The following is a 24,422-nucleotide window of genomic DNA, read 5'->3' as shown; positions in this document are numbered from 1 at the left end:
GATATTGCATGACCCAGCGAGATTTTTAGTTAGACACGAAAGTCTAGATACGCTAAGCTGCTGCTTGTCCTTCAATGAAAAACACGCCATGCCCAAACTGCCCGCCCCGCCCAAGCCGACAGCGGCCGAACTCGATCTCCTGCAGACCCTGTGGCCGCTCGGCGCCGCCACCGCCAAGCAAGTCCACCAGGCCATCCTCAAGGACCGGCCCGAGGTGACGTATGCGACGGTGCTGCGCCTGATGCAGATCATGCACACCAAGGGCTTGCTGATCCGCGACGAAAGCGAACGCTCGCACGTGTATGCGCCGGCGCAGGCGCAGGATTCGCTGCAGACCAATCTGCTCAAGGACCTGATCCAGAAGGCGTTTTCCGGTTCGGCCAAGGCGCTGGTGATGGCGGCCCTGCGCAGCGGCATCAGCAAAAAAGAGCGCGAGGAGATCGAGAACATGCTCAAGGAAGACGACAAATGACGCGCTCCCTGGTCGACAGCATCGGCTGGACCCTGCTGCACTTCAGCTGGCAGGGGGTGCTGATCGGCTGCGCCAGCGCCGTCCTGCTGGCCCTGATGCGCAACACGCGTCCCGAATACCGCTACAACGTGGCCTGCGCGGCGCTGCTGGCCTGCGTGCTGTGGCCCGCCGCCGACCTGCTGGCGCGCCTGCAGGACGGCGGCGCCGGCGCCGCCGCGGTGCGCTTCGGCGCCCGGATGACCGGTGCGGCGGCCGCCGACGACGCCAGCCTGGCCGCCTGGCTGCAGGAACAGCTGCTGTGGATCGTCGGTTTCTGGTCGGTCTGCGCCGCGCTGCTGGCGCTGCGCATGGCGGCCGGCCTGGCATGGATCGGCCGCGCCGCCGGCGCGCCGCCGGCCGGCGCCGCATGGCAGGCGCGCGCCGCCCGCATGGCCGCCGCCTTCGGCATCAGGCGCACGGTGCGCCTGCGCGTGGTCGACAACCTGGACAGCCCGCTGACCATCGGCACCCTGCGCCCGCTGGTGCTCATCCCCGCCTCGCTCATGACCGGCATGCCGCCCGACCTGCTCGAAGCGCTGCTGGCGCACGAACTGGCGCACATCCGGCGCTTCGACTACCTGGTCAACCTGGCCCAGAACGCAGCCGAGATCGTGCTGTTCTACCACCCTGCGGTGTGGTGGATTTCAGGCCGCATCCGGGTCGAGCGCGAACAGATCGCCGACGACCTGGCGGCGCGCCACCTGGGCGAGCCGCGCCGCCTGGCGCGCGCGCTGTCCGAACTGGAACGCCTGCAATTCTCCAGCCACCACCTGGCGCTGGCGGCCAGCGGCGGCGACCTGGTGGCGCGCGTGCGGCGCCTGGTCAAGCCCGCGCGCCAGGCGCTCGACTGGAAGGCCGCCCTGCCCGCGCTGGGACTGGCCGCCGCCTGTTTCAGCCTGTACGCGCACGCCGCCGAGAGCCGGACCAGGGTCCAGCCGGTACTGGCGAAGGTCAAAGCCGTCGCCGATTTTTCCAGCTGCGCCAAGCCGGTGTGGCCGGCATCGTCGCTCAAGGCGGAACACACGGGCACGGTGACGCTGTCGTTCAAGGTCGGGCCGAACGGGCGCGTGAACGACTCGCGCGTCAAGAAATCGAGCGGCCATGTACTGCTCGACCAGGCTGCGCGCGAGGGAATCATGCAGTGCCGGTTCAAGCCCGGCATGGAAAACGGCAAGCCCGTCTCCTCCTGGATGGACATGCAGTATGTCTGGATGCTGAACTGAGAGCCTGTCTCTACACCGCCGTGATCGAGCGGGCGATCGCGTCCAGCGCCACCGTGTGCTGCACGCCGCCGCGCTTGACCGCCTCCTTGGGCATGCCGTACACCACGCAGCTGGCCTCGTCCTGCGCGATGGTGCGCGCGCCGGCGCTGCGCATCTCCAGCAGGCCGGCCGCGCCGTCGTCGCCCATGCCGGTCATGATGATCCCTGTCGCATTCGGCCCGGCGCACTTTGCCACCGAGCGAAACAGCACGTCGACCGACGGCCGGTGACGGTTCACCAGCGGCCCGTCCACCACATCGACCACGTACTGCGCGCCGCTGCGCCGCATCAGCATGTGCTTGCCGCCGGGGGCGATCAGGGCCTGCCCCGGCAGCACCCGCATATTGTGCGCCGCCTCCACCACCGTGATGCGGCACACGCTGTTCAGGCGCTCGGCAAACGCCGCCGTGAATTTTTCGGGCATGTGCTGGACCACCACGATGCCCGGCGCGTTGCGCGGCAGCGCCGCCAGCACCACTTCGAGCGCCTGGGTGCCGCCGGTCGAGGTGCCGATCGCCACCACCCGCTCGGTGGTCTGGATCAGGGTGCCGCCGGTTCCCGGCGCGATCACCGCGTCGGCATTGAGCTTGGCCACCGGCTGGGGCGGCGCCGGCGGTCGGCGGCCGGCCAGCACCGCCACGTTGACGCGCGCCGCGCTCAGCACCGCGCTGGTCAGGTCGTCGGACGCCGCGCTCAGAAACGACTTCAGGCCCAGCTTGGGCTTCTGGATGATGGCCGCCGCGCCGGCGGCCAGCGCGTCGATGGTCACGCGCGCGCCGGCCTCGGTCAGGGTCGAGCAGATGATCACCGGCGTCGGGCGCTCGGTCATGATCTTGCGCAGGAAGGTCAGTCCGTCCATCTTCGGCATTTCCAGGTCCAGCACGATCACGTCCGGCCACTGGCGCCGCATGTATTCGATGGCCAGCAGCGGGTCGGCCGCCGCGCCGAGGACCTCGATGCGCGGGTCGGCGGCGAGCACCCCGGCCACCACCTGGCGCACCACTGCGGAATCGTCGACGATCAATACCTTGATGCGGTTCATTGCTCCACTTTCTCGAATTGGCGCGACCAGACGTCGCCGCTGGCGATGTCGAAGATGATCTGGCGGTGGCCGACCCCGTACAGGCAGGCCGACAGCAGCGGGATCGCATGCGCGGCCAGCAGCGCGCGCGCTTCCGCGCCGTTCTGCATGCCGATGGCGGGACGCTCGGAACGGCGGCTGGGGAACATGTTCCCGCCGCCGAAAAGCTTGGCCTGGCAGTCGCTTGCCTGCACCCCCTGCGCGCGCAGGCCGGACAGCATCAGGTCCAGCGCATCGTTGCCGTAGCGGGCGTCGGGCTGGGCGCCCTTGCTGCGCCCCGGCAGCAAAAAATGCGACATGGCGCCGATGCGCGCGTCCGGCTGCCACAAGGTGATCGACACGCACGACCCGAGCAGGGTCCGTACGCGAAACTCCGCGTCGCCGACGAAAAAATCACCGGGCTGCAGGAAGATATCGATCACGCTGGCATCCGGCATGCATTCACGCCCTCACGTAGATCGACGGCGCCAGCGACTTGACCATGGCGCCGGTGTCGCTGAGCGACTCGGCCAGGCCGATCACCAGGCAGCCGTGGGGTTTGAGCAGGGCGCCGATGCGGTCGACCACCTGGCGCTTGGTGTCGCCGTTAAAATAGATCATCACGTTGCGCAGGAAGACCATGTCGAACTGGCCCAGTTGCGGCAGCGCCGTGTTCAGGTTGACCTGGCCGAACTGCACGCGCCGGCGCAGGCTCGCCTCGACCAGCATGGTGCCTTCCTGCGCATCCTGGCCTTTCAGGCAGTACTTGCGCAGCAGGGGCTGGGGAATATGGCGCGCGCGTTCCATCGGATAGTGCCCGATGCGAGCCTTGTGCAGCACCTTGGTGCAGATATCCGAACCCATGATTTCCCACGGCCGCTCGCCCAGGCAGTCGGCCAGCACCATGGCGATGCTGTAGCATTCCTCGCCGCTGGAACAGGCCGCGCTCCACACCCGGAACGCCTCGCCGCGCGGGCGCTGGGGACTGAGGGCGCGCTCGCGCAACAGGTCGAAGTGCTTCGCTTCGCGAAAAAAATAGGTCTCGTTGGTGGTCAGCAGGTCGATCGCTTCCTGCACCTCGTCCTTGTGCGATCCGCTGTCGAGCAGGCGGAAATACTCGCCGTAGCTGGCTACCCCGCAGTGCGCCAGGCGCTTGGCCAGGCGCCCGCTGACCAAGGCCTTTTTGGCGTCCGACAGGGTGATGCCGGCGGCGTCGTAGATAAAGCGCTGGAACTGGACGAATTCGGCCTGGCTGATCCCGGGCCGCAGCTCCTGGTGGGAATGGCGCGTCATTTACTGGTCCGGCGCGGCCAGCGCCGCGTCGTCCGTCTGCAGGCCGGCGAAGACCTGGCCGATTTCGAGCAGGATCACGAAGCGGCCGTTGATCTTGCCCATGCCGGCGATGTAGTCGTTGCGGATATGCGCGCCGAAGGCCGGCGGCGGTTCGATGTCGCCGGGGGCGATCTCCAGCACCGCGTTGACGGCATCGACCACCACCCCGATCACCTGGCGCTCTTCGCCGTCGTCGATTTCGACGATGATGATGCAGGTGCGCTTGGTCACCGGCGTGGACGGCCGGCCGAAGCGCACCGACAGGTCCATCACCGTCACCACCGAGCCGCGCAGGTTGATCACGCCGCGAATGCAGTCCGACATCATCGGCACGTCGGTCAGGCTGGTGTACTCGATGATCTCCTTGACGCCCAGGATGCCGATGGCGAAGGTCTCCCCGCCCAGGGTAAAGGTCAGGTACTGGGTCGGCGCCGCCGCTGCCGGCGGCGCGCCGGCCGCAGCCCCGGCCCGGTTCTGGATCAGTTGGTTCATGATGCCCCCGTTCAGAACTTGGTGAAATCGGCTTCGTCGGGCGCACCCGCCGCCGCCGGCGCCAGCGTCAGGCCGGATCCGAACCGGGTCGGCGCCGGCTTGGCCGCTGGCGCGCGCCTGCCTGGCGCGGCCGGCTTGGCCGGCTTGCTGCGCGCGTGGCCGCCGGCGTCGCGCGCCAGGCGGAAGAAGCTCATGGTCTGCTGCAGCTGCTCGGCCTGGCCGCTCAGTTCTTCGGCGGTGGCGGCCAGTTCTTCCGAACTCGATGCGTTCTGCTGGGTCGCCATGCTCAGTTGGCCGATGGCCGAATTGATCTGGCTCACGCCGGTCGACTGCTCTTCCGAGGCGGCCGTGATTTCCTGCACCAGGTCGGAGGTCTTCTTGATGTTCGGGACCATTTCGTCGAGCAGCTTGCCGGCGCGCTGCGCCAGTTCCACGCTGCTGCCTGCCACGCTGCTGATTTCCTGCGCCGCCACCTGGCTGCGTTCGGCCAGCTTGCGCACTTCGGCCGCCACCACCGCAAAGCCCTTGCCGTGTTCACCGGCGCGCGCCGCTTCGATCGCCGCGTTCAGCGCCAGCAGGTTGGTCTGGTAGGCGATATCGTCGATGATGCCGATCTTCTGGGCGATCTGGTTCATCGCGCCGGCGGTGGCTTTCACGGCTTCGCCGCCTTCGACCGCGCCTTCGGCCGAACGCGACGCCATGCCGTCGGTGACCTTGGCATTCTCGGTGTTCTGGCTGATCGAGGCGGTCATCTGCTCGATCGAGGCGCTGGTCTGTTCCACCCCGGCGGCCTGCTCGCTGGCCGATTGCGACAATGCCTGCGCGGTGGCGCTGACTTCCTCGGAGGCGCTGGCCACCGCTTCGGCCGAGCTGTTCGCTTCCGTGACGATGCGCACCAGGCTCTCGTTCATGTTCTTCATGGCGCGCAGCAGCTTGCCGGTTTCGTCGGTGGTGGTGACTTCGATCTCGCTGGTCAGGTCGCCGCTGGCCACTTTTTCGGCCAGCGCCACCGCCACGTTGATCGGTTTGGTGATCGAACGGGTGATCAGGAAGGCGAACAGCAGGCCGACGACGCTGGCGCCCACGCCCAGGCTTATCAATTCGGTGCGCGCGGCCTCATAGGCTTTGCGCGCATCGACCGACGCCTGGTCGCTGCGTTTCTGTTCCAGGTCGATCAGGCCGTTCAACTCGCCCAGCCACTTGTTCTGCAAGGGGCGCACATCGTGGATCATGACCTTGATCGCTTCGTCGCTCTTGCCGGCCTGGCCCAGCGCCAGCGCCTTGGCCATCACGGGCAGGATGACCGATTCGGCTTCCTTGATGCGGCCCATGAAGGCTTTTTCCTCGGGCGAGGTGTCGGGCAGGTCGCTGAACATCTTGGCCAGCCTGGCCTCGGTCTCGTCGTACTTGTCTTTCTGGCGCTTGATGCGCTCGATCTCGGGCGCCATCTCGTTGGCGTCGTTGAGCAGCGCCACGTTGCGCAGTGCCAGCATGCGGTCGGTGACCGTCACCCGCATCGCGGTGGCCAGGCCCATCTCGACGTTATTGACTTCGACGATCCGTTCCAGGCTGCCCTGGACGGCGGCCATGCGGTTCATGGACAGCAGCACGCAGGCGATCAGCAGGGCCAGCATCAGGCCGAATCCGGCGGCCAGGCGCACGCCGATGTTCAGGTTTCCAAATTTCATAATCTCACTCCTTGTAAAGGTAACTCCGGTGGCTCCTGACAGAGCACGTGGTGCACGTATGGCACGTTGACGCGGCTGGCCTGATTCAGTGCATAAGTGCCTCTGCCTGAGGCGCCGCCGCTGCGGGAGCCGCGCGCAGCAGCGCCGGCACGTCGAGGATCAGCGCCACTTCGCCGCTGCCCAGGATGCTCGAACCACTGATGCAATCGAGCTTTTGAAACAGTTTGCCGAGCGGTTTGATGACCGTCTGCGATTCGCCCAGCAGGGTGTCGACCACCAGTCCCACGCGCTGGCCGGCGTACTTGACCACCACCACGCTCTGGCGCGGACCGGGCACGCCGTCCACCGCGAACAGCTGGCGCAGGCGCAGCAGCGGCAGGATCTGGCCGCGCAGGTCGGCGAAATCGTGGCCCGCTTCGGCGCGCAGTTCCACGCATTCGTCGACCATGTCGAGCGGGATCACGAAGACCGAGCGCCCCACCCCGACCTGGAAGCCGTTGATGATCGCCAGCGTCAGCGGCAGGCGCACCGTCACGGTGGTGCCCTGGCCTTCGATGCTGTCGATGCCGACGGTGCCGCGCAGCGCCGTGATGTTGCGCTTGACGACATCCATGCCGACCCCGCGCCCGGACAGGTTGGTGACTTTTTCGGCAGTCGAAAAGCCCGGCTCGAACACCAGCGCGAACACTTCCGGATCGGTCAGGACCCGGCCCGGTTCGACCAGTCCGCGCTCGATCGCCTTGGCCAGGATGCGTTCGCGGTTCAGGCCACCGCCGTCGTCGGCCACCTCGATCACGATCGTGCCCGAGTCGTGGTAGGCATGCAGGGCGATGGCGCCGGCCGCCGGCTTGCCGCGCGCGAGGCGCAACTCGGCCGCCTCGATGCCGTGGTCCATGGCGTTGCGCACCAGGTGCGTGAGCGGGTCGCCGATCTTCTCGACCACGGTCTTGTCGAGTTCAGTGTCTTCGCCGCTGACGTGCAGGGCGATGTCCTTGCCCAGTTCACGCGCCACGTCGTGCACCACGCGCTGGAAGCGGTTGAAGGTGGCGCCGATCTTCACCATGCGCAGTTGCAGCGCGCTGTTGCGCACTTCTTCCACCAGCGCCGACAGGGTCGAACTGCATTCCTGGAACTGGACGTTGCGGGCGCGCCGCGCGATCAGGTTGGCGCTGGCGGTGGTGATGATCAATTCGCCCACCAGGTTGATCAGGCGGTCCAGCTTTTCGGCGTCGACCCGGATGCTGCTGCCGTCCAGGCCACGGGCGTCGCGCGCCTTGCCCTGGCGCGCCAGCGCCGCTTCGACCACCGGCGCGGCGGCCGCGCCCTGGGCGATCAGGATCTCGCCGATCGGCCGGCCCGGGTCGCCGCTGGCCTGCTGGTGCAGCGCGCTGGCCAGCTCGTTGCGCGTGACGCTGCCGGTGCGCACCAGGGTGTCGCCCAGGCGCTCGGGGGTATCGGGACTGGCTTCGATCTGGCGGATCGCGTCCGACACGGTGCTGGCCGGCGGCGCGATGGCGATTTGACAGTCGTCGCGCACGAATTCGAACACGCCTTCGATATCGGCCTTGCTGGCGCTGCTGCGCAGGCCGATCTCGAAGCCCAGGTAGCAGCATTCCGGGTCCATCTCGGCCAGCGGCGGCAGCGCTTCGCTCAAGGTCTCGATGCATTCGATGCTGCCCATGGTGCCCAGGTAGCGCAGGAAGGACATCGGGTCCATGCCGTTGCACAGCACCGGCGGGCCGAAACGCAGGGAGATGCGCCACAGGTCGCTGGCCGCCTGCGGCGCGGCGGCGCACGGCTCCAGGTAGCGCTGCAGGCGCACCAGCAAGGGTTTGCCGGCCTCGGTCAGGGACAGGTCCTCGGCCATGCCGTCGCTCTGCACCGTGGCCATCAGGTGGCCCAGGTGGTCGCGGCAGGCCAGCAGCAGGGCCACCAGTTCCGGATCGAGCGGGCAGGCGCCGGTGCGCACCACATCGAGCACGCTTTCGGCCACGTGGGTGAAGGCGACGATGTGATCGAGTCCGAACAGGCCGGCCGAGCCCTTGATGGTGTGGGCGGCGCGGAAGATGGCGTTGACCGCTTCGCCATCGGCCTGGCCGTCGCCGATGGAGAGCAGCGCCGCTTCCATGTCCTGCAGCAGTTCGCCGCATTCGGCGATGAAGGTGACCAGCGCGTCGTCGAGATTCATGCGGGGCCTCGCGTCAGTTGGCGGTGGAGTGGAGCGGCGCGAGCTGCGCGTCGAAGCCGAGCAGCGCGAACGCGTCCTGCACGGCCGCGCTGTGGCTGGCCAGCAGCAGCGGCACGCCCTGGGCGCCGGCGTGGCGCATGGCCGCCAGCAGCAGCTGCACGCCGGCGCTGTCGACTTCGCACACATCGGTCAGGTCGAGCGTGAGCCGGTCGCGCGCCACCAGGGCGTCGACCAGGACCTGTTTGACCTGGGCCGCGCTGTAGATGGTCAGCTCCGGCTCCAGGCGCAGCACCCGTTCTTGCGTGGCGCTCATGGCAGGATCAGCTTTTGCACGGCATTGAGCAGCACGTCCGGCTTGAACGGCTTGACCACCCAGGCCTTGGCGCCGGCGGCCTGCCCTTCGCGCTTTTTTTCCTCGGCCGATTCGGTGGTGAGCATGATCACCGGCGTAAAGCGGTAATTGGGCAGCAGCTTGACCTGCTTGACGAAGCTGATGCCGTCCATATTCGGCATGTTGACGTCGCTGATGATCAGGTGCACCTTGCGCCCGTCGAGGCGGGTCAGCGCATCCTTGCCGTCGCAGCCTTCGATCACTTCGTAGCCTGCGCCGCGCAGGGTGATCCCGATCACCTGGCGCACCGAGCTCGAATCGTCGACGATCATGATTGTCTTTGCCATGGTTCCCTCTTGTTTTATCGTTGTCTTGGTGTGTATAAAAATCAGAAAAACGTCACTTCATCATCGCCGGCCGCGGCGGCGGCCGGCGCCGCGTGCGCGTGGTGTTCCTCGGCCATGGTGTAGCGCGTGCCCAGGTCGGCCAGCCACTGCTGCGCCGGCGGCAGCGCCGCGCCCTCGCCCAGGGCCTGCTGCATGCGCAGCATGTCGGCGCTGACCACCTCCAGGATCTGGCGGATGCGGTCCTGGAACTGCAGCGCCACCAGCAGTTCGGCGACGTCGCCGCGCAGGGCGCCGCCGTTGGTTTTCATCGATTCGGTCGACGCGGCCAGTTCGCGCACGTGCGAGAGCACGTCTTCCATCACGTGGCCCGACGAGACCATCGCTTCGCGGTCGCTTTCGTCGGCGCGCCCGGCCACGTCGAGCGTGGTGCGCATGGTGGCCGAGGCCAGGTTCATGCGGTCGGTGATGCGCTTGCCGATGTCGGACGAGGACGACGACAGGCGCCGCACTTCGGCCGCGATCACGGCAAAGCCGCGTCCCGCGGTGCCGGCGCGCGCGGCCTCGATCGAGGCGTTAATCGCCAGCAGGTTGGTCTGGGCCGCGATCAGGCTCACTTCGGTCGACAGTTCCTTCAGTTCGGCGATGGTGTCCGACAGCGAGCGCACGTGGCCCAGCAGGCCGGCCTTGCTGTCGATGACGCTCTGCAGCACCGCGATCACCGGACCGAGCTCGCGCTGGCACAGGGTCAGCAGGCTGATGGCCGAGTCGGGGGCGACGGAGTCGCCGTGCGCGCCCTGGAAGCCGGCGGCGTCGAAGCGCGCCAGGATCGACGAGAACGAGGTAATCAGCTGGCCGATCGCTTCTTCGGACTGGCTGCGCACCGAGGCCACATGGTGCTCCCACACCGGCAGCACGTCGCCGAGCAGCGCCGCCATCTCGGTCCCGTCCTGGACCGGCGCGGCGGCGCCATCGGCCGGCAGCGCCGGAGCGGGCTCGCGCAGCGCGCTCCAGGCGCAGGCGGCGGCCACGCCCGCCAGCGCGCCCAGTTTCAGCCACACGGACTGGCCCAGCAGCGGCAAGGCGGCACTGGCGCAGGCGGCCAGCGCCGGCAGGTGGCGCCAGGCCAGCAGGCGCCGCGCGGAGGAATCGGAATAAGCGAGGGTCGAGGTATGCATGGTCGCTCCTACAATGGCCTGGCCCGCGACAGCAGGTCCGACAGCGCCGCCTTCGAGACCGGCTTGGACATCACGCCCAGCACGTTCAGGTGGTGGAAGCGCGCCATCAAGGTGGCCGAATTGAGGGTGCGCGCATCCATCCCGGACAGCAGCACCACCGCCCCCTTGTAGCCGCTGGCGGCCATCGCCTCCATCACCTGGAAGCCGTCCTTGCCGGGCATGTGGATGTCGCAGATGACCACGTCCGGCATGCTGCGCCCGGCGCCCATGGCGGCCACCCCGCGTTCGCCGTCGGTGGCCTGGGACACGCGCGTGACGCCCATTTTATTGAGCATGCTGCCCAGCAGTTCGAGCATGAAGGGGTCGTCGTCGACCAGCAGCACGTGCAGCGATGCCAGCGTGGTCGGGGTGGAAATGGCGGTCATGGTGGTTGCTCGCTTTTTTTAGTGGGATGGTATGGCGTCAGTGCGCCGCTGTACTCGGTTCGACCGGGACCAGGTGGCTGGCGGCCAGCTCCTGGCGCAGCGCGTCGAGCATGGCCGGCAAGGACCCGACCAGCGCCGCCGCCGGCTCGGTGCCGCCCAGCTCTTCGAGCGCCTGGCAGGCGTCGGCCAGGCGCATGGCGCCGACCGCGCGCGCCGACGACTTGAGGCGGTGTCCGAGCGTCTTGAGCGCGGCCAGCGAACCGGCGCCCAGGGCCGCTTCGAGTTCGCCGATGGTGCTGGCGGCGTTGTCGAGGAAAATGCGCAGCAGGCGGCTCATGGTGTCGGGGTCGTTGTCGACCAGCGCGGCCAGCACCGACAGCGACATGGTCTCGCCAGATTCGCCCGGCGCGGCCGCGGCGGCGCCCTCGGCCGACGGCGGCGCCAGGCGCGCGTCGCCGCCGTCGATCCAGTGCGCCACCGTGCGGTAGAACAGGCCGGCCTCGATCGGCTTGACCAGGAAGTCGTCCATGCCGGCGGCCAGGCAGTCGTCGCGGTTGCTCTTGAAGGCATTCGCGGTCATGGCGATGATCGGCAGGTGGTTCAGGCGCGCATCGGCGCGGATGTGGCGCGCCGCGTTCAGGCCGTCCATCACCGGCATCTGCACGTCCATCAGCACGCAGTCGAAGTCGCCGCCGGCCAGCGCCACCAGCGCTTCGGCGCCGTTGCCGGCCAGCGCCATGGTGGCGCCGGCGCGTTCGACCAGGATGCGCGTCAGTTCCTGGTTCAGCGGATTGTCTTCGGCCAGCAGCAGGCGCCGGCCGGCCAGGCGCGCCATGGTGCGCTCGACCGCTTCGTAACGGCCGGCCTGGGCGCGGCTGGGCGCCAGTTCCGGCAGCATGGTCGGCGCCGGCGCGGCCACCAGCACTTCGAACCAGAACAGGCTGCCCACGCCGCGCGCGCTGGTCACGCCCACGGTACCGTCCATCATGTCGGCCAGCTGGCGGCAGATGGCCAGGCCCAGGCCCGTGCCGCCGTATTTGCGGGTGGTCGAACTGTCGGCCTGGTGGAAGGGCTGGAACAGGTTCTGCTGCTCCTCGGGCGAGAGGCCGATGCCGCTGTCGCGCACCTCGATCCGCACGCGCATGCGTTCGCGTTCGGTGCCGACCAGGCAGGCGTCGATACTGACTTCGCCGCGCTCGGTGAACTTGATCGCATTGCCGATGTAGTTGCCGAGGATCTGGGCAATGCGCAGCGGGTCGCCGACGGCGCGTTCGGGCACGCTGTCGTCGATGCGCACCTTGAGCGCGAGCCCTTTTTCGCGCGCCATCACCACGAAGCCGGCCGCCACTTCGGCGATGGTGCTGCGCATGTCCAGCGGCAGCTGCTCGATCTGCAGCTTGCCCGCCTCCATCTTGCAGAAGTCGAGGATCTCGCTGACGATCGAGAGCACGTGCTGGCCCGACTGCCCGATCTTGTCGAGGTAATTGCGCTGGCGCGCGTCGGGCGCGCCCTCCAGCGCCAGCGCCGCCATGCCGAGGATGCAGTTCAGGGGGGTGCGGATTTCGTGGCTCATATTGGCCAGGAAGTCGTTCTTGGCATGCACCGCCGCTTCGGCGTGGGCCAGGGCGTCGGCCAGCAGGCTGGTACGCTCCTGGACGCGCTGTTCGAGCGTGACGGCGGCCTGCTCGGCGGCGCGCTTGGCCTGCAGCAGTTCGCGCTCGTAGCGGCGGCGTTCGCTGGCGTTGAAGACCGACATCTGGATCAGCAGCGGACGCCCTTCGGCGTCGCGCTTGAGCACCGAATTGACCAGCACCGGAATCAGGGCGCCATCCTTGGCGCGCAGGTTGATCGCGATTTCGTTGACGAAGCCCTGCATCATCAGCAGCGGCGCGTGGTGGGTGTCGAAGAAGATGCGGGCGCCGGCGCCGATCAGGTCCTGGAAGCGGACCCGCCCCACCAGCTCGTCGCGGCCGTAGCCGGTCCAGTCGAGCATGGTCTGGTTGAGGGTGCCGATCCAGCCGTCGACCGACAGGCACACGAAGCCGACCGGCGCCTGCTGGTACTGGTCGACGGCGCCCTGCTCCATCAGGGCCAGCAGGTCCGGAGCGATGTTGGCGGTGGACGGGTTCATGGCGAGGTCCTCAGCGCAGGTAATCACGGATCGCCGCCACGGTTTCCTGTGGCGCGCTCAGGTTCGGGCAGTGGCCGCGCGCGGCCAGCTGGACCAGGGTGCTGCCGCGCAGCGCCTGGTGCAGATAGCGGCCCACGGCCGGCGGGGCGATGGCGTCGTCCGACGCCTGCAGGATCAGGGACGGCGTGCGCAGCAAGTCCAGCTCGCGCCGGTTGTCGGACAAAAAGGTGACGCGGGCGAACTGGCGCGCGGCGGTCGGGTCGGTGCGGCAAAAGCTGCTTTCCAGCTCCCGGCCCAGTTCCGGACGCTCGGCGTTGCCCATGATGGCGGGGGCCATGGCGCCCGACCAGGCGACGAAGTTATCGTCCAAAAAGTCGATCAGGCCGGCGATGTCGTCGCGCGAAAAGCCGCCCACGTAGTCGCCGTCGTCGATGTAGCACGGCGATGGACAGATCAGCACCAGGCGCGCAAACAGCTGCGGCGCCCTGATCGCGGCCAGCATGCCGATCATGGCCGACACCGAATGGCCGACGAAGACCGGCTGGTCGAGCGCCAGTTCGCGGCAGATGTCGAGCACATCGTCGGCATACTGGCCGAGGCTGCTGTAACGGACCGGGTCGTAGCAAGCCAGGTCGGCCTGGCCGGCGCCCACATGGTCGAACAGCACGGTGCGGTAGTCGGCGCGGAAGGACGGCTCGACGAAACGCCACATGCCCTGGTCGCAGCCGAAGCCATGGGCGAACAGCATGGCTTGCTGCCCCGCTCCATCAACACGAACATTGTTTTTCCTCAAAGCGGACATCCTGCCCCCGATCCATACTGCGTGTAACTACGCCCTGGATTCAAGTATTGCCCTTGGGTAAAAAACTCGCTATCGTGGATTTGTGTGATCGTTTGTCGGGACTTTGTCCGGGGCCGTTGTAGTGGATCCACTACAGGCTGTCGCTTGCTTGCTAACCCAGCAAGCCGTGATCGAGGCCGTAACGTGTCAGTTCGGCATTGCTTTTCATGTCCATCTTGTCGAGGATGCGGGCGCGGTAGGTGGTCACCGTGCTCGGGCTCAGGTGCAGGGCGGCGGCGATGCCGACCAGGCTTTCGCCCGAGGCGATCATGCGGAAGATTTCCAGCTCGCGGTCGGTGAGCGCGTCGTGCAGCACGCCGCCGGGGCCGCCGCCGAGCATGCCGGCCAGCTTTTGCAGCAGCGACGGGGTGACGTACTTGCCGCCGGCGGCCGCCTTGCGCACCGCGTCGATCAGGCTCGCGGCGCTGCAGGTCTTGGTCAGGTAGCCGGACGCGCCCAGCTTGAGGGCGCGCAGCGCGTAGATATCCTCGCTGTACACGCTCACGATCAGCACCGCCAGGGCCGGATGCTGTTCGCGCACCTGCTTGAGCAATTCCAGGCCGTTCTTGTCGGGCAGGCCGATGTCGAGCAGGGCCACGTCGAAGGGCTCGGTGCGCAGCAGTTGCTGGGCGGCGGCAGCGCTGTCGGCCTCGCCGGCAACCTGCAGCTCATCGGCGCCGGCCAGCATCAGGCGCAGGCCGTAGCGCGCCACCGTATGGTCGTCGATCAGGAGGATGCGCACAGGCCGGGTCATGGGCGGCGCCCCAGCGTCGATGCGCGGCCGCGGCGGCCGCAGGCGCGCGGCCACGCGCCGGACTGGCGGCGTGGCGCAGCGCGCTCGTGCGTGATGAATGGGTAAGTAATGTTTTCTCCAGCGCAATGCGCAGTGACCAGTACTTACATTTCCTTAATGCCAAAGCATTAAGGAAATGCAATCAAAACCACTATGGCGATTCTACGATCATTCCGTCCATACAGACGAAAAAAAAGCACCGGTGTGTATCCCGGTGCTGTTTCGTTTGCACGGCATTTGCGCCACGCGGGCGCGGTATGTTATAGCGCGCTGACGTCGAGTTCGGCGCCGGTGGCGGCCACCACCTGCTCTTTCGTCACGCCGGGCGCCAGTTCCACCAGCTTCAGGCCGGATGCGGACACCTCGATCACGCCCAGGTCGGTAATGATCAGGTCGACCACGCCCACGCCGGTCAGCGGCAGGTCGCACTTGGGCAGGATTTTATGCGAGGTCGAGCCATCCTTGGCCGTGGCGACGTGTTCCATCACCACCACCACGCGCTTGACGCCGGCCACCAGGTCCATGGCGCCGCCCATGCCCTTGACCATTTTGCCCGGAATCATCCAGTTGGCCAGGTCGCCCTGGGCCGACACTTGCATCGCGCCAAGAATCGCCAGGTTGATCTTGCCGCCGCGAATCATGCCGAAGGAATCGGCCGAGCTGAAATAGGCAGCGCCGGGCAAGGCCGTCACGGTCTGCTTGCCGGCGTTGATCAGGTCGGCGTCGACTTCGGCATCAAGCGGGAAGGGCCCGATGCCGAGCAAGCCGTTTTCGGACTGCAAGAACACTTCGATGTCCGCTGGCACATAGTTCGCCACCAGGGTCGGCAAACCGATGCCCAGGTTCACATAAAAACCATCCTGCAATTCTTTCGCCGCGCGCGCGGCCATTTCATCACGAGTCCATGCCATCTTCTTCTCCTGTGGTCTTAGTTGGTGCGCACGGTGCGCTGTTCGATGCGCTTTTCCGGCGTGGCGTTGACGACGATGCGGTGCACGAAAATGCTCGGCGTGTGCACCTGGTCGGGATCGATCTCGCCCACTTCCACCAGCTTTTCGACTTCGACGATGGTGATCTTGCCGGCCATCGCCACGTTCGGGTTGAAGTTGCGCGCGGTCTTGCGGTACACCAGGTTGCCGGCGCGGTCGGCCATGTAGGCCTTGACCAGAGACACGTCCGCTACCAGGCTGCGCTCCATCACGTATTGTTCTCCGTCAAACTCGCGCACTTCCTTGCCCTCGGCGACGATGGTGCCGACGCCGGTCCTGGTGAAAAACGCGGGAATGCCCGAGCCGCCGGCGCGCAGCTTTTCGGCCAGCGTGCCCTGCGGCGTGAATTCGAGTTCGAGTTCGCCGGCCAGGTACTGGCGTGCGAATTCCTTGTTCTCGCCCACGTAGGACGAAATCATTTTCTTGATCTGGCGCGTGGTGAGCAGCTGGCCGAGGCCGAAGTCGTCCACGCCGGCATTGTTGGAGATCACGGTGAGCTGCTTGACGGCGCTGTTGCGCAAGGCCAGGATCAGCGCTTCCGGTATGCCGCACAGGCCGAAGCCGCCGACTGCGATGGTCTGGCCGTCGCTCACGATGCCGGCCAGCGCCGATGCCGCGTCAGGATAAACTTTGTTCATTCCCTGTCCCTTTTTATAGTTAGGCTAAAATCTTCCATCTCCACTGCACAGTGGATTCTCAGCATAAAATACGCGGGCCGAAAGCACAATACCGTAGAACTACCGGCTTTTGCCCCCTGTCACCGAATCACTGAACACCTTCCAATGACCGCATCATACGCCATCGACTACGAAACCATTTTTCGCCACGCCCCGGTGGGCATGTGCATTTCGGTCGACCGCGTGATCCAGTCCTGCAACGATGCGCTGACCTCGATGTTCGACTACGCCCATGGCGCGCTCGACGGCCAGTCCTTCCTGGTGCTGTATCCGACCATGGATGAATTCCTGCGCACGGGCGACCGCATCATCCCGGTGATGAACGCGCGCGGCGTGTATTCGGACGAGCGCATCATGCGCCGCGCCGGGGGCGAACTGTTCTGGTGCCATGTGAGCGGGCGCGCCCTCGATGCGCGCGATCCGCTCGGGGCCGGGGTATGGACGTTCGAGGATGTCAGCGAAAAGCGCCCGGTCACGGCCGAACTGACCCCGCGCGAACGCGAAATCGCCGCGCTGCTGGTGGAAGGCAAGACCAGCAAGGTGATCGCGCGCGAGACCGACCTCAGCCCGCGCACGGTGGAAATGCATCGCGCCAAGCTGATGCGCAAATTCTCGGCGTCCACCTCGTCCGAGCTGGTGCACAAGCTGGTCGGGGTCAGCCGCTGAACTGCTTGCCGGATGCCGCGCCGGCGGCGGCCCCTCAGAAACGGTGCTGCACGCCCGCGATCACCCCGCGCTGGGTATCGGCAAAGCCGGCATCGTCGCGCGACAGGCCGGTCAGGCGCGCGTTTTTCGCCTTGGCGTAGGCCGCCGCCACGTAGACATCGGTGCGTTTCGACAGCGCATAGCGGTAGCGCGCCACGTACATGAGCGGATCGGCATCGGTGCCGCCCGCCACGTTGCGCACGTCGATCCTGTACACCGCGCCGGTCAGCGTGGTGTTCGGCAAGCCCTTCCAGGCGAGGCCGGCCCAGACGGTCTGGCCTTCCACGTCGCGCAAGGTCCGGTTGCCCTGCCTGGCCCGGTAATCGCGCCCGCTCAGGTACAACTTGAAGGCGCCGGCTTCATAGGTCGCGCCGGCGTGGATGACGCTCGTCTCGTCGCGCCGCCCGCTGGCCGGCAGGGTATTGCCGTCGATCCGCTCCCAGGTCCCCATCAGCCCCAGGCCCTTGGCGCTGTAGCTCAGCGCGGCGGCCAGCTTGGCGCTGTCGCGCGCGCCGTTGCCCTGCTCGCCGAAACCGTAGCTGGCGCCGTACTTGAAGGCGCCGCTGGTGCCCGCATACTTGAGCATATTGTCGAAGCCGGTCGTCATGCCGTAGCGCGACGCGCCGGTGGCCGGCCCGCCCGTGGCCCAGGAATAGAAAGGCGCAAAGCCCATCGGGTCGAACTGGATGACGGTGTCGTACACGCTGGTAAACGAGCGCCCCAGCACCACGCGGCCGAACCTGCCGTCCAGGCCCACATAGGCCTGGCGCCGGAACAGCGCGCCGTCGGCGCCGCCGCTATCCATCAGCACCCCGCCTTCCAGGTTCCACACCGCTTTCAGGCCGCCGCCCATGTCTTCGCTGCCGCGCAAGCCCCAGCGCGAGGTATTCATGCCGCCCGAACTGACCCGGGTGGCCGACTTGCCGCCCGCGCCGGCATCGGACGCATAGTCGACACCCGCGTCGAGCAGGCCGTAAATCTGGACGCTGGACTGGGCCTGGGCTGCGGCGCTGGCGCCGAGGGCAAGGATGGCAAGGGCAAACGACGGGCTTTTCATTGATCTCTCCGATGGATGGAACGGGGCTGGCGCTCAGGCGTGGATGGCGCGCCGCTTACGGCCGCAAGGCCACTGCGCGCGATGCCGGACGTGCGCCGGGGCTGGCGCTGTCGAGCCGGAACACGCTGACCACGCTTGCCAGCTTGTCGGCCTGTTCCTGCAAGGCGCCGGCGGCGGCCGCCGCCTCTTCGACCAGGGCCGCGTTTTGCTGGGTCACTTCATCCATCTGCACGATGGCCTTGTTGACTTCGTCGATGCCGGTGCTCTGCTCGTGGCTGGCGGCCGAGATTTCGGCCACCACGTCGCTCACCCGGCGCACGCTGACCACCACCTCGGTCATGGTGTTGCCGGCGCGCTGCACCAGCGCGGTGCCGGCATCGACCTGGAACACCGAATTGTCGATCAACTGCTTGATTTCCTTGGCCGCCGCCGCGCTGCGCTGGGCCAGGTTGCGCACTTCGGACGCGACCACCGCGAAGCCCCTGCCCTGCTCGCCCGCGCGCGCCGCTTCGACGGCGGCGTTGAGCGCCAGGATATTCGTCTGGAAGGCAATGCCGTCGATCACGCTGATGATGTCGACGATCTTGCGCGAGGAAGCGCTGATCGATTCCATGGTGCTGATCACCTCGTTGACCACGGCGCCGCCGTCGCTGGCGATGGTGGACGCGGTCATGGCCAGCTGATTGGCCTGGCGCGCATTGTCGGCGTTCTGGCGCACGGTGGAGGTCAGTTCTTCCATGGCGGAAGCGGTTTCTTCGAGCGAGCTGGCCTGTTCCTCGGTGCGGCTCGACAGGTCCAGGTTGCCGCTGGCGATTTCGGCCGAGGCCAGGGCGATCGTGTCGGTGCCGGCGCGCACTTGCTGGACCACGCCGAGCAGGCTGTCGTTCATGCTGCGCAGGGACGTCATCAGCTGGCCGGTTTCATCCTCGCTGGTCGGGACGATCGCCGCGGTCAGGTCGCCGCCGGCAACGCGTCCGGCGATCGTCACCGCTTCCTGCAGGGGGCGGGCCACGATGCGCGCCAGCCACATGGCCAGCAGCATGCCCACCACCGCCAGCGCCGCCAGGCTGCCGATGATCATGTTGCGCGCCATCTGGTAGGTCTGCATGGCCGATGCCGCCGATGCCGCGCTGCCGCCATCGTTGATCTTGATGATGGCGTCGAGCGCCTCGTTAATCTGGCGGAACAGCTTGTTCGACGGGCCGCGGAAGGCGGCGCGCGCTTCATCCTTCTTGCCGGCATGCGACAGGTCGGTGACCTTCTTGCTCTCGGCCAGGTAGGCGTCCAGCGCCACCGCGAGTTCCTTGTAGAGCCGCGTTTCTTCCGGCTCGGTCACCAGGGCCGCGTACGAGGCTTGCTGCTTGCGCAGGGTGTCCAGGCGCGTGGCCATGGATTTGTCGGTGGCCTGCATGTCGGCTTCGTCCGGCAGCAGCACGTGGGTCGCTTCCGAAATGCGGTAGCGCGACAGCGAGGCTTGCACCTGGCCCAGGTAGCGGACCGAGGGCAGCCAGTTGGTGGCGATCTCGTTCGACGCGTCGCGCACCTTGACCAGCTGGCCGATCGAGAACACGCCCAGGAAACAGGCCATCGCAATGACCAGGGCAAACACCAGCATCAGCTTGCGCGCAATCTTCAGATTGTAGAACCAGGACATGGCGGCCTCTTTAGTTTCCGATGGACAACTGTGGATTCTATGCCCCGTAGTGATCCATGTCGAATAATTCCCGAATAGGCGTTGCTTTTTGAGGTTTGGCTGACCGAGTCTTGGTTTTTACTGGAATAGATATGTTTACGCGGAAACAGAATGATATAGTGCGGCTTTAATTTCCATTTGGAAACTACATGATCGCCAAAATCGCCGGAATCTCCCTCGCCCTGTTCGCCCTGAGCGGCTGCGCCATCCACCAGAACGTCAAGCCGGTCGAGCGCTTCGACAGCAAGACGGTGTGCATCGTCCAGAACGGCAACGTGCGCGCGACCTTCCTCGACGCCTACGAGAATGCCTTGAGCAACAAGGGATACGAGGTCAAGCGCCTGGCCACCGACGCCTCGCTCATCGCGTGCCCGGTCACCTCGACCTACACGGCGAGCTGGCGCTGGGACCTGGCGATGTACATGTCGTATGCCGACATCATCGTCTACAAGAACGGCAAGCCGTCCGGCAAAGCCACCTACGATGCGACGCGCGGCGGCGGCAACATGGGCAAGTTCATCGGGGCCGAAAAGAAAATCACGGAGCTGGTCGACCAGCTGTTCCCGCGCATGGCGGGATCCTGATGGCGAGCGCGGCCTGGGCTCCAGGCCGCGCTGCATGCTGCGGTATTACTTCTTGCCGCCTGCCAGGCGCACGAAGTCGCCTTTCAGGGCGACGCCGCCGACCACATTGCCGACGTGGCATTCAAAATCGGTCTCGCTCGAATACGGGATGTTCTTGTAGTTGCTGGTGATGTTGATCACCGCGTCGGCGCCGACTTCCTGTGCGCGCTTCTGCAAGGCCAGCATGGCCGACAGGAAGGCCCAGTGGCACACCGCCTGGTCGCTCTTGGCGAAGGCATTGGTTTTCTGGCTGGTCTGGTCGGAACCGCGCTTTTCCAGGACCTTCGGCGTCTTCTGCGTGCCGAAATAGAACTTGATGGAGTCGCCCAGGCGCTCCTTGGCGCCATTGTCTTCCATCGCGCCGGCGATCGGCATCATGACCTTCTTGTCGGCCGCGTGCGCAGGCAATGCGCTGCCGATTGCTGCGAGAACTGCCATCGTCGAGAGGATTTTTTTCATTCGTTTATATCTCCAGGTTAGCCATACTTCTTAAAAATCAGCGACGTGTTAATGCCGCCGAACGCAAAATTGTTGCTCATGATGTAGTCGGTGTCGATGCGCCGCCCCTCGCCGTGGATGTAGTCGAGCGGCGCGCAGCGCGCATCGACCTGCTCCAGGTTGATGGTCGGCGCAAACCAGCCTTCGCGCATCATCTCGATGCTGATCCACGCTTCCAGCGCGCCGCAGGCGCCCAGGGTGTGGCCCATATAGCTTTTCAGTGAACTGAACGGCACGCGCGCGCCGAACATCTCCGCCGTGGCCTGCGATTCGGCGATGTCGCCCTGCTCGGTCGCGGTGCCGTGCGCATTCACGTAGCCGATGGCGGCGGGCGCCAGGCCGGCGTCGTCCAGGGCCAGCTGCATCGCCACCTTCATGGTCGCCGCATTCGGCTGGGTGACGTGGCAGCCGTCGCTGTTGGTGCCGAAACCGACCAGCTCCGCGTGGATGGCGGCGCCGCGCGCGAGCGCATGCTCCATCTCTTCCAGGATCAGGCAGCCGGCGCCCTCGCCGATCACCAGGCCGTCGCGCGCACCGTCGAAAGGGCGCGGGGTGGTGGCCGGCATGTCGTTGCGGGTGCTGGTGGCGAACAGGGTGTCGAACACCGCCGCTTCGGTGGCGCACAATTCCTCGGCGCCGCCGGCGACCATGGCCGTTTGCTGGCCGTTGCGGATCGCCTCATACGCGTAGCCGATGCCCTGGCTGCCCGAGGTGCAGGCCGACGAGGTGGTGATCACGCGTCCGGTCAAACCGAAGAACACGCCGATATTGACCGGCGCCGTATGCGCCATCATCTTGATGTAGGTGGTGGCGTTGATGCCGCGCGTGCTGCGCTCTTCCATCATGCGGCCGAAGTCGCCGATCGCGCTCGGGGTGCCGGCGGACGAACCGAAGGACACGCCCATGCGCCCGCTCTTGAGCAGCGGATGCTCCAGCAGGCCGGCGTGCTCGAGCGCCATTTCGCTGGCGCGCGTGGCCATCAGCGCCACGCGCCCCATGCTGCGGATCGCCTTGCGGTGAAAGCGCTCGCCCAGGTCGAACGGCGCGGCCGGCGCGCCCAGCTTGGTATTGAGGCCTTCGTAGTCGGCCCACTCGCCCATCGGCACGATGGCGTTGCGGTACTCGCCCAGGCGCGTGCGGATCGCGGCCCAGTCGTTGCCCAGGGGGCTGATGCCGGCCATGCCGGTGACGACCACGCGCCGCTTCATACCATGCCTCCGTTGACACTGATAACCTGGCGCGTGACGTACGAGGCGTCGGCGCCGACCAGGAAACTGACCGCCGCCGCCACTTCCTCGGGCTTGCCGATGCGTTTGGCGGGAATCATCTTGAGCGCTTCTTCCAGCGGCACGTCGCCGATCATGTCGGTCTCGATCAGGCCGGGCGCGACGCAGTTGACGGTGATCGCGCGCTTGGCCAGTTCGACCGCCAGCGCCTTGGTGGCGCCGATGATGCCGGCCTTGGCGGCGCTGTAGTTGACCTGCCCGCGATTGCCGGCCAGGCCGGAGACCGAGGCCATGGTGACGATGCGGCCGGGTTTCCTGCGCTGGACCATCGGCATGACCAGGGGATTGAGCACGTTGTAGAAGCCATCGAGGTTGGTCTTGAGGACGATGTCCCAGTCCTCGCCGCTCATGGCCGGAAAGGCATTGTCGCGCGCCACGCCGGCATTGCACACCACGCCGTAGTAGCAGCCATGCTGTTCGATGTCGGCCAGCAGCGCGGCCGCTACCGCCGCGCGCTCGCCGATGTCGAACTGCAGCACGCGCGCCTTGCGGCCCATGGCCTCGATCTCGCGCGCGACCGCGTCGGCCTCGGCGCGCTGGCTGCGGCAATGAACGACGATATCGTAGCCGTCGCGCGCCAGGCGCAGCGCGATGGCCTTGCCGATGCCGCGCGAGGAACCCGTCACCAATACTGTCTCGTTGATACTGCTCTGGCTACTCATTTAAAAACTCCGCTGCAAAAATTCGTTAACGTTATCGGGCTGGAAGACCGTGATGGTGGCGCTGGCCAGGGTCGCGGCGGTCGCGCCATCGTCGATGCGGCAGTCGAACGCGCCCAGGCCGTTCTCGCCCTGCAGCACGTGCTGGACATGCACGTGCAGCACGCTGCCCAGCGCGAACAGGGGCACATTGGCCGTGTAGCGGCGCGCGCCGAGCAGAAAGCCGACGCGCACGGCGTCGCCGCGCAGGCGCGCCAGGAAGCCGGCATGGGCCGCGATGGCCTGCGCCATGTACTCGATGCCGACCCAGGAACCGACGCCCGGCTCGGCGCCGGCAGCGTCGAAAAATACGCTGTGCTGGCCGATGGTCACTTCGGCGCACAGGGTGCTGGTGCCGGCGGTGACCACGCGGTCGAGGAAGACCATCTCGCCTTCGTGCGGGACCAGCGCGCGGATGTCGGGGAAGCTGTCGCTGTTCATCGGGTCCGTCCCAGGATCAGGGTGGCGTTCGAGCCGCCGAAGGCGAACGAGTTACTCAGCGCCCAGTCGAGCGGACGCCCGAGGCGCGCGCCGGGCGCCACCACGTTCAGGGCCGGCAGCGCCGGATCGGGCACGCCGTCCCACAACTGCGGCGGCAGCAAGCCCTCCGGATTGTCAATCTGCATGGCCATCCAGATCAGGGCCGCTTCCAGCGCGGCCGCCGCGCCGAGCGCGTGGCCGGTGTAGCCTTTGGTGGAACTGACCGGCACCGCGGCGCCGAACAGCTCGTGCACCACGCGCGACTCCATCGCGTCGTTCTGGATGGTGGCGGTGCCGTGCAGGTTGATGTAATCGATCTGCGCCGGTTCGACGCCGGCGCGCCCCAGCGCTTCGGCGATCGCCAGGCGCGCGCCGCTGCCGGCCGGATCGGGCGCCGACATGTGATGGCCGTCCGAGGCTTCGCCCCAGCCGCACAGCGCCACGGCCGCCGGCTCGCGCGTCATCAGGAACAGGGCGGCGCCTTCGCCGATATTGATACCGCCACGGTTCGCGCTGAGGGGATTGCAGCGCGCCGCGCTGACCGATTCGAGCGCCGAGAAGCCGGCCACCGTAAAGCCGCACAGGGTGTCCACGCCGCCGCTGAGGACGGCGTCGCACAGCCCCATGCGGATCAGGCGCGCGGCGCTGGCCATGGCCTTGGCGCCGGACGCGCAGGCGCTCGAATGGGCGTAGGCCGGGCCGGAGACCTTCAGCTCATGGGCCAGCATGGCGGCGGGCGAGCCCATTTCCTGCTGCGCGTAATGGAAATCGGGCGGCAGCGACGCACCCGCAAAGTGCGCCTGCAGCGCCGCTTCGGTTTCGGCGATGCCCGAGGTGCTGGTGCCGATCACGATGCCGATGCGGCTGGCGCCGTAGCGCGCCACGGCGGCGTCGACGGCGGCGCGGATCTGCGCCAGCGCGGCCAGGGCCAGCCGGTTGTTGCGGCTGCGCTGGCCGAGCGGCAGCGCGGCGCCGTCGGGCAGGCCGGTCAGCACGCGTCCGAGCGGCAGCGTGCGTCCCGGCGACCAGGCCTCGGTCGGCGCAATGCCGCTTTCGCCGGCGAACAGGCGGCGTTTGATCTCAGCGTGCGAATCGCCCAGCGCGCAGACGATCCCGCATTCGTTTAGAAACAGCTTCATA

At 67.0% G+C, this 24,422-nt stretch carries 26 protein-coding genes; 4 read left to right on the top strand and 22 right to left on the bottom strand.

The window, feature by feature from the left end; all coding sequences use genetic code 11:
• Positions 1 to 88: 88 nt before the first annotated feature.
• Together EJB06_RS03755 and EJB06_RS32405 are read left to right on the top strand one after the other, a co-directional pair.
• Positions 89 to 472, top strand: a complete 384-nt coding sequence (locus tag EJB06_RS03755) for a BlaI/MecI/CopY family transcriptional regulator (RefSeq protein WP_126072665.1) — start codon at positions 89 to 91, stop codon at positions 470 to 472.
• Positions 469 to 1,734 carry a M56 family metallopeptidase gene (locus EJB06_RS32405; protein WP_229426920.1) on the top strand — a complete coding sequence of 422 codons (1,266 nt, stop codon included), beginning with the start codon at positions 469 to 471 and terminating at the stop codon, positions 1,732 to 1,734. Before EJB06_RS03755 ends, EJB06_RS32405 begins: the two co-directional genes overlap by 4 nt.
• A 10-nt stretch (positions 1,735 to 1,744) precedes the next feature.
• On the opposite strand, the gene EJB06_RS03740 is transcribed toward EJB06_RS32405, so the two are convergent.
• The 15 genes from EJB06_RS03740 to EJB06_RS03670 form a co-directional block, all read right to left on the bottom strand.
• Positions 1,745 to 2,815, bottom strand: coding sequence for a protein-glutamate methylesterase/protein-glutamine glutaminase (locus tag EJB06_RS03740; protein ID WP_126072664.1), 1,071 nt, complete (start codon positions 2,813 to 2,815; stop codon positions 1,745 to 1,747).
• A complete protein-coding gene (locus EJB06_RS03735; protein ID WP_198420755.1) occupies positions 2,812 to 3,291 on the bottom strand; it encodes a chemotaxis protein CheD in 480 nt (159 codons plus the stop codon). The genes EJB06_RS03740 and EJB06_RS03735 overlap by 4 nt, the downstream gene beginning before the upstream one ends.
• 4 nt (positions 3,292 to 3,295) lie before the next feature.
• Positions 3,296 to 4,126, bottom strand: coding sequence for a CheR family methyltransferase (locus EJB06_RS03730; RefSeq protein ID WP_126072663.1), 831 nt, complete (start codon positions 4,124 to 4,126; stop codon positions 3,296 to 3,298).
• The gene (locus EJB06_RS03725; RefSeq protein ID WP_126072662.1) at positions 4,127 to 4,657 is read right to left on the bottom strand and encodes a chemotaxis protein CheW; all 531 of its coding nucleotides are present in this window, start codon (positions 4,655 to 4,657) and stop codon (positions 4,127 to 4,129) included.
• An 11-nt stretch (positions 4,658 to 4,668) separates the two neighbouring features.
• Positions 4,669 to 6,345: a methyl-accepting chemotaxis protein gene (locus EJB06_RS03720; RefSeq protein WP_126072661.1), complete on the bottom strand. Its 1,677-nt coding sequence runs from the start codon at positions 6,343 to 6,345 to the stop codon at positions 4,669 to 4,671.
• A gap of 85 nt (positions 6,346 to 6,430) precedes the next feature.
• A complete protein-coding gene (locus EJB06_RS03715) occupies positions 6,431 to 8,533 on the bottom strand; it encodes a chemotaxis protein CheA (RefSeq protein WP_126072660.1) in 2,103 nt (700 codons plus the stop codon).
• Between the two features lie 13 nt (positions 8,534 to 8,546).
• Positions 8,547 to 8,846, bottom strand: a complete 300-nt coding sequence (locus EJB06_RS03710; RefSeq protein ID WP_126072659.1) for an STAS domain-containing protein — start codon at positions 8,844 to 8,846, stop codon at positions 8,547 to 8,549.
• Positions 8,843 to 9,211 (bottom strand): response regulator, encoded by a 369-nt coding sequence (locus EJB06_RS03705; RefSeq protein ID WP_126072658.1) that lies wholly within the window; start codon positions 9,209 to 9,211, stop codon positions 8,843 to 8,845. The genes EJB06_RS03710 and EJB06_RS03705 overlap by 4 nt, the downstream gene beginning before the upstream one ends.
• 41 nt (positions 9,212 to 9,252) lie before the next feature.
• A complete protein-coding gene (locus tag EJB06_RS32155; RefSeq protein ID WP_126072657.1) occupies positions 9,253 to 10,386 on the bottom strand; it encodes a methyl-accepting chemotaxis protein in 1,134 nt (377 codons plus the stop codon).
• An 8-nt stretch (positions 10,387 to 10,394) separates the two neighbouring features.
• Positions 10,395 to 10,811 carry a response regulator gene (locus tag EJB06_RS03695; protein WP_126072656.1) on the bottom strand — a complete coding sequence of 139 codons (417 nt, stop codon included), beginning with the start codon at positions 10,809 to 10,811 and terminating at the stop codon, positions 10,395 to 10,397.
• Positions 10,812 to 10,848: 37 nt separating this feature from the next.
• Positions 10,849 to 12,942, bottom strand: a complete 2,094-nt coding sequence (locus EJB06_RS03690; protein ID WP_126072655.1) for an ATP-binding protein — start codon at positions 12,940 to 12,942, stop codon at positions 10,849 to 10,851.
• Between the two features lie 10 nt (positions 12,943 to 12,952).
• A complete protein-coding gene (locus EJB06_RS03685; protein WP_307720435.1) occupies positions 12,953 to 13,690 on the bottom strand; it encodes an alpha/beta fold hydrolase in 738 nt (245 codons plus the stop codon).
• A 205-nt stretch (positions 13,691 to 13,895) separates the two neighbouring features.
• On the bottom strand, positions 13,896 to 14,537 hold the full coding sequence (locus EJB06_RS03680) for a response regulator (RefSeq protein WP_126072653.1): 642 nt from the start codon (positions 14,535 to 14,537) through the stop codon (positions 13,896 to 13,898).
• 299 nt (positions 14,538 to 14,836) lie between these two features.
• Positions 14,837 to 15,487: a 3-oxoacid CoA-transferase subunit B gene (locus EJB06_RS03675; protein ID WP_126072652.1), complete on the bottom strand. Its 651-nt coding sequence runs from the start codon at positions 15,485 to 15,487 to the stop codon at positions 14,837 to 14,839.
• A 17-nt stretch (positions 15,488 to 15,504) separates the two neighbouring features.
• Positions 15,505 to 16,203, bottom strand: a complete 699-nt coding sequence (locus tag EJB06_RS03670) for a CoA transferase subunit A (protein ID WP_126072651.1) — start codon at positions 16,201 to 16,203, stop codon at positions 15,505 to 15,507.
• Positions 16,204 to 16,347: 144 nt separating this feature from the next.
• Here EJB06_RS03670 and EJB06_RS03665 point away from each other — a divergent pair, with 144 nt between their 5' ends.
• Entirely contained in the window at positions 16,348 to 16,908 is a 561-nt protein-coding gene (locus EJB06_RS03665; protein ID WP_126072650.1) for a PAS and helix-turn-helix domain-containing protein, read from the top strand.
• Between the two features lie 34 nt (positions 16,909 to 16,942).
• Here EJB06_RS03665 and EJB06_RS03660 read toward each other — a convergent pair whose 3' ends face one another.
• Both EJB06_RS03660 and EJB06_RS03655 read right to left on the bottom strand, forming a co-directional pair.
• Positions 16,943 to 18,004, bottom strand: a complete 1,062-nt coding sequence (locus EJB06_RS03660) for a porin (protein ID WP_126072649.1) — start codon at positions 18,002 to 18,004, stop codon at positions 16,943 to 16,945.
• A gap of 55 nt (positions 18,005 to 18,059) precedes the next feature.
• Positions 18,060 to 19,658, bottom strand: a complete 1,599-nt coding sequence (locus EJB06_RS03655) for a methyl-accepting chemotaxis protein (RefSeq protein WP_126072648.1) — start codon at positions 19,656 to 19,658, stop codon at positions 18,060 to 18,062.
• A gap of 188 nt (positions 19,659 to 19,846) precedes the next feature.
• On the opposite strand from EJB06_RS03655, the gene EJB06_RS03650 reads away from it, so the two are divergent.
• Positions 19,847 to 20,281: an Sbal_3080 family lipoprotein gene (locus EJB06_RS03650; protein ID WP_126072647.1), complete on the top strand. Its 435-nt coding sequence runs from the start codon at positions 19,847 to 19,849 to the stop codon at positions 20,279 to 20,281.
• A gap of 45 nt (positions 20,282 to 20,326) precedes the next feature.
• On the opposite strand, the gene EJB06_RS03645 is transcribed toward EJB06_RS03650, so the two are convergent.
• From EJB06_RS03645 to EJB06_RS03625, 5 genes are read right to left on the bottom strand one after another with little or no spacing between them, the layout of a single operon-like run.
• Positions 20,327 to 20,779, bottom strand: a complete 453-nt coding sequence (locus tag EJB06_RS03645; protein WP_126072646.1) for an excinuclease ATPase subunit — start codon at positions 20,777 to 20,779, stop codon at positions 20,327 to 20,329.
• Positions 20,780 to 20,796: 17 nt separating this feature from the next.
• The gene (locus EJB06_RS03640; RefSeq protein ID WP_126072645.1) at positions 20,797 to 22,026 is read right to left on the bottom strand and encodes a beta-ketoacyl-ACP synthase; all 1,230 of its coding nucleotides are present in this window, start codon (positions 22,024 to 22,026) and stop codon (positions 20,797 to 20,799) included.
• Positions 22,023 to 22,766 (bottom strand): 3-ketoacyl-ACP reductase FabG2, encoded by a 744-nt coding sequence (locus EJB06_RS03635; RefSeq protein WP_126072644.1) that lies wholly within the window; start codon positions 22,764 to 22,766, stop codon positions 22,023 to 22,025. Before EJB06_RS03635 ends, EJB06_RS03640 begins: the two co-directional genes overlap by 4 nt.
• Positions 22,767 to 23,243, bottom strand: coding sequence for an ApeP family dehydratase (locus EJB06_RS03630; protein WP_126072643.1), 477 nt, complete (start codon positions 23,241 to 23,243; stop codon positions 22,767 to 22,769).
• Positions 23,240 to 24,421, bottom strand: a complete 1,182-nt coding sequence (locus EJB06_RS03625; RefSeq protein ID WP_126072642.1) for a beta-ketoacyl-ACP synthase — start codon at positions 24,419 to 24,421, stop codon at positions 23,240 to 23,242. The genes EJB06_RS03630 and EJB06_RS03625 overlap by 4 nt, the downstream gene beginning before the upstream one ends.
• Position 24,422 lies beyond the last annotated feature (1 nt).

Source organism: Massilia atriviolacea (genome assembly GCF_003953935.1).
GTDB lineage: Bacteria > Pseudomonadota > Gammaproteobacteria > Burkholderiales > Burkholderiaceae_D > Telluria_A > Telluria_A atriviolacea.
This window is presented reverse-complemented; position numbering and strand designations above follow the sequence as displayed.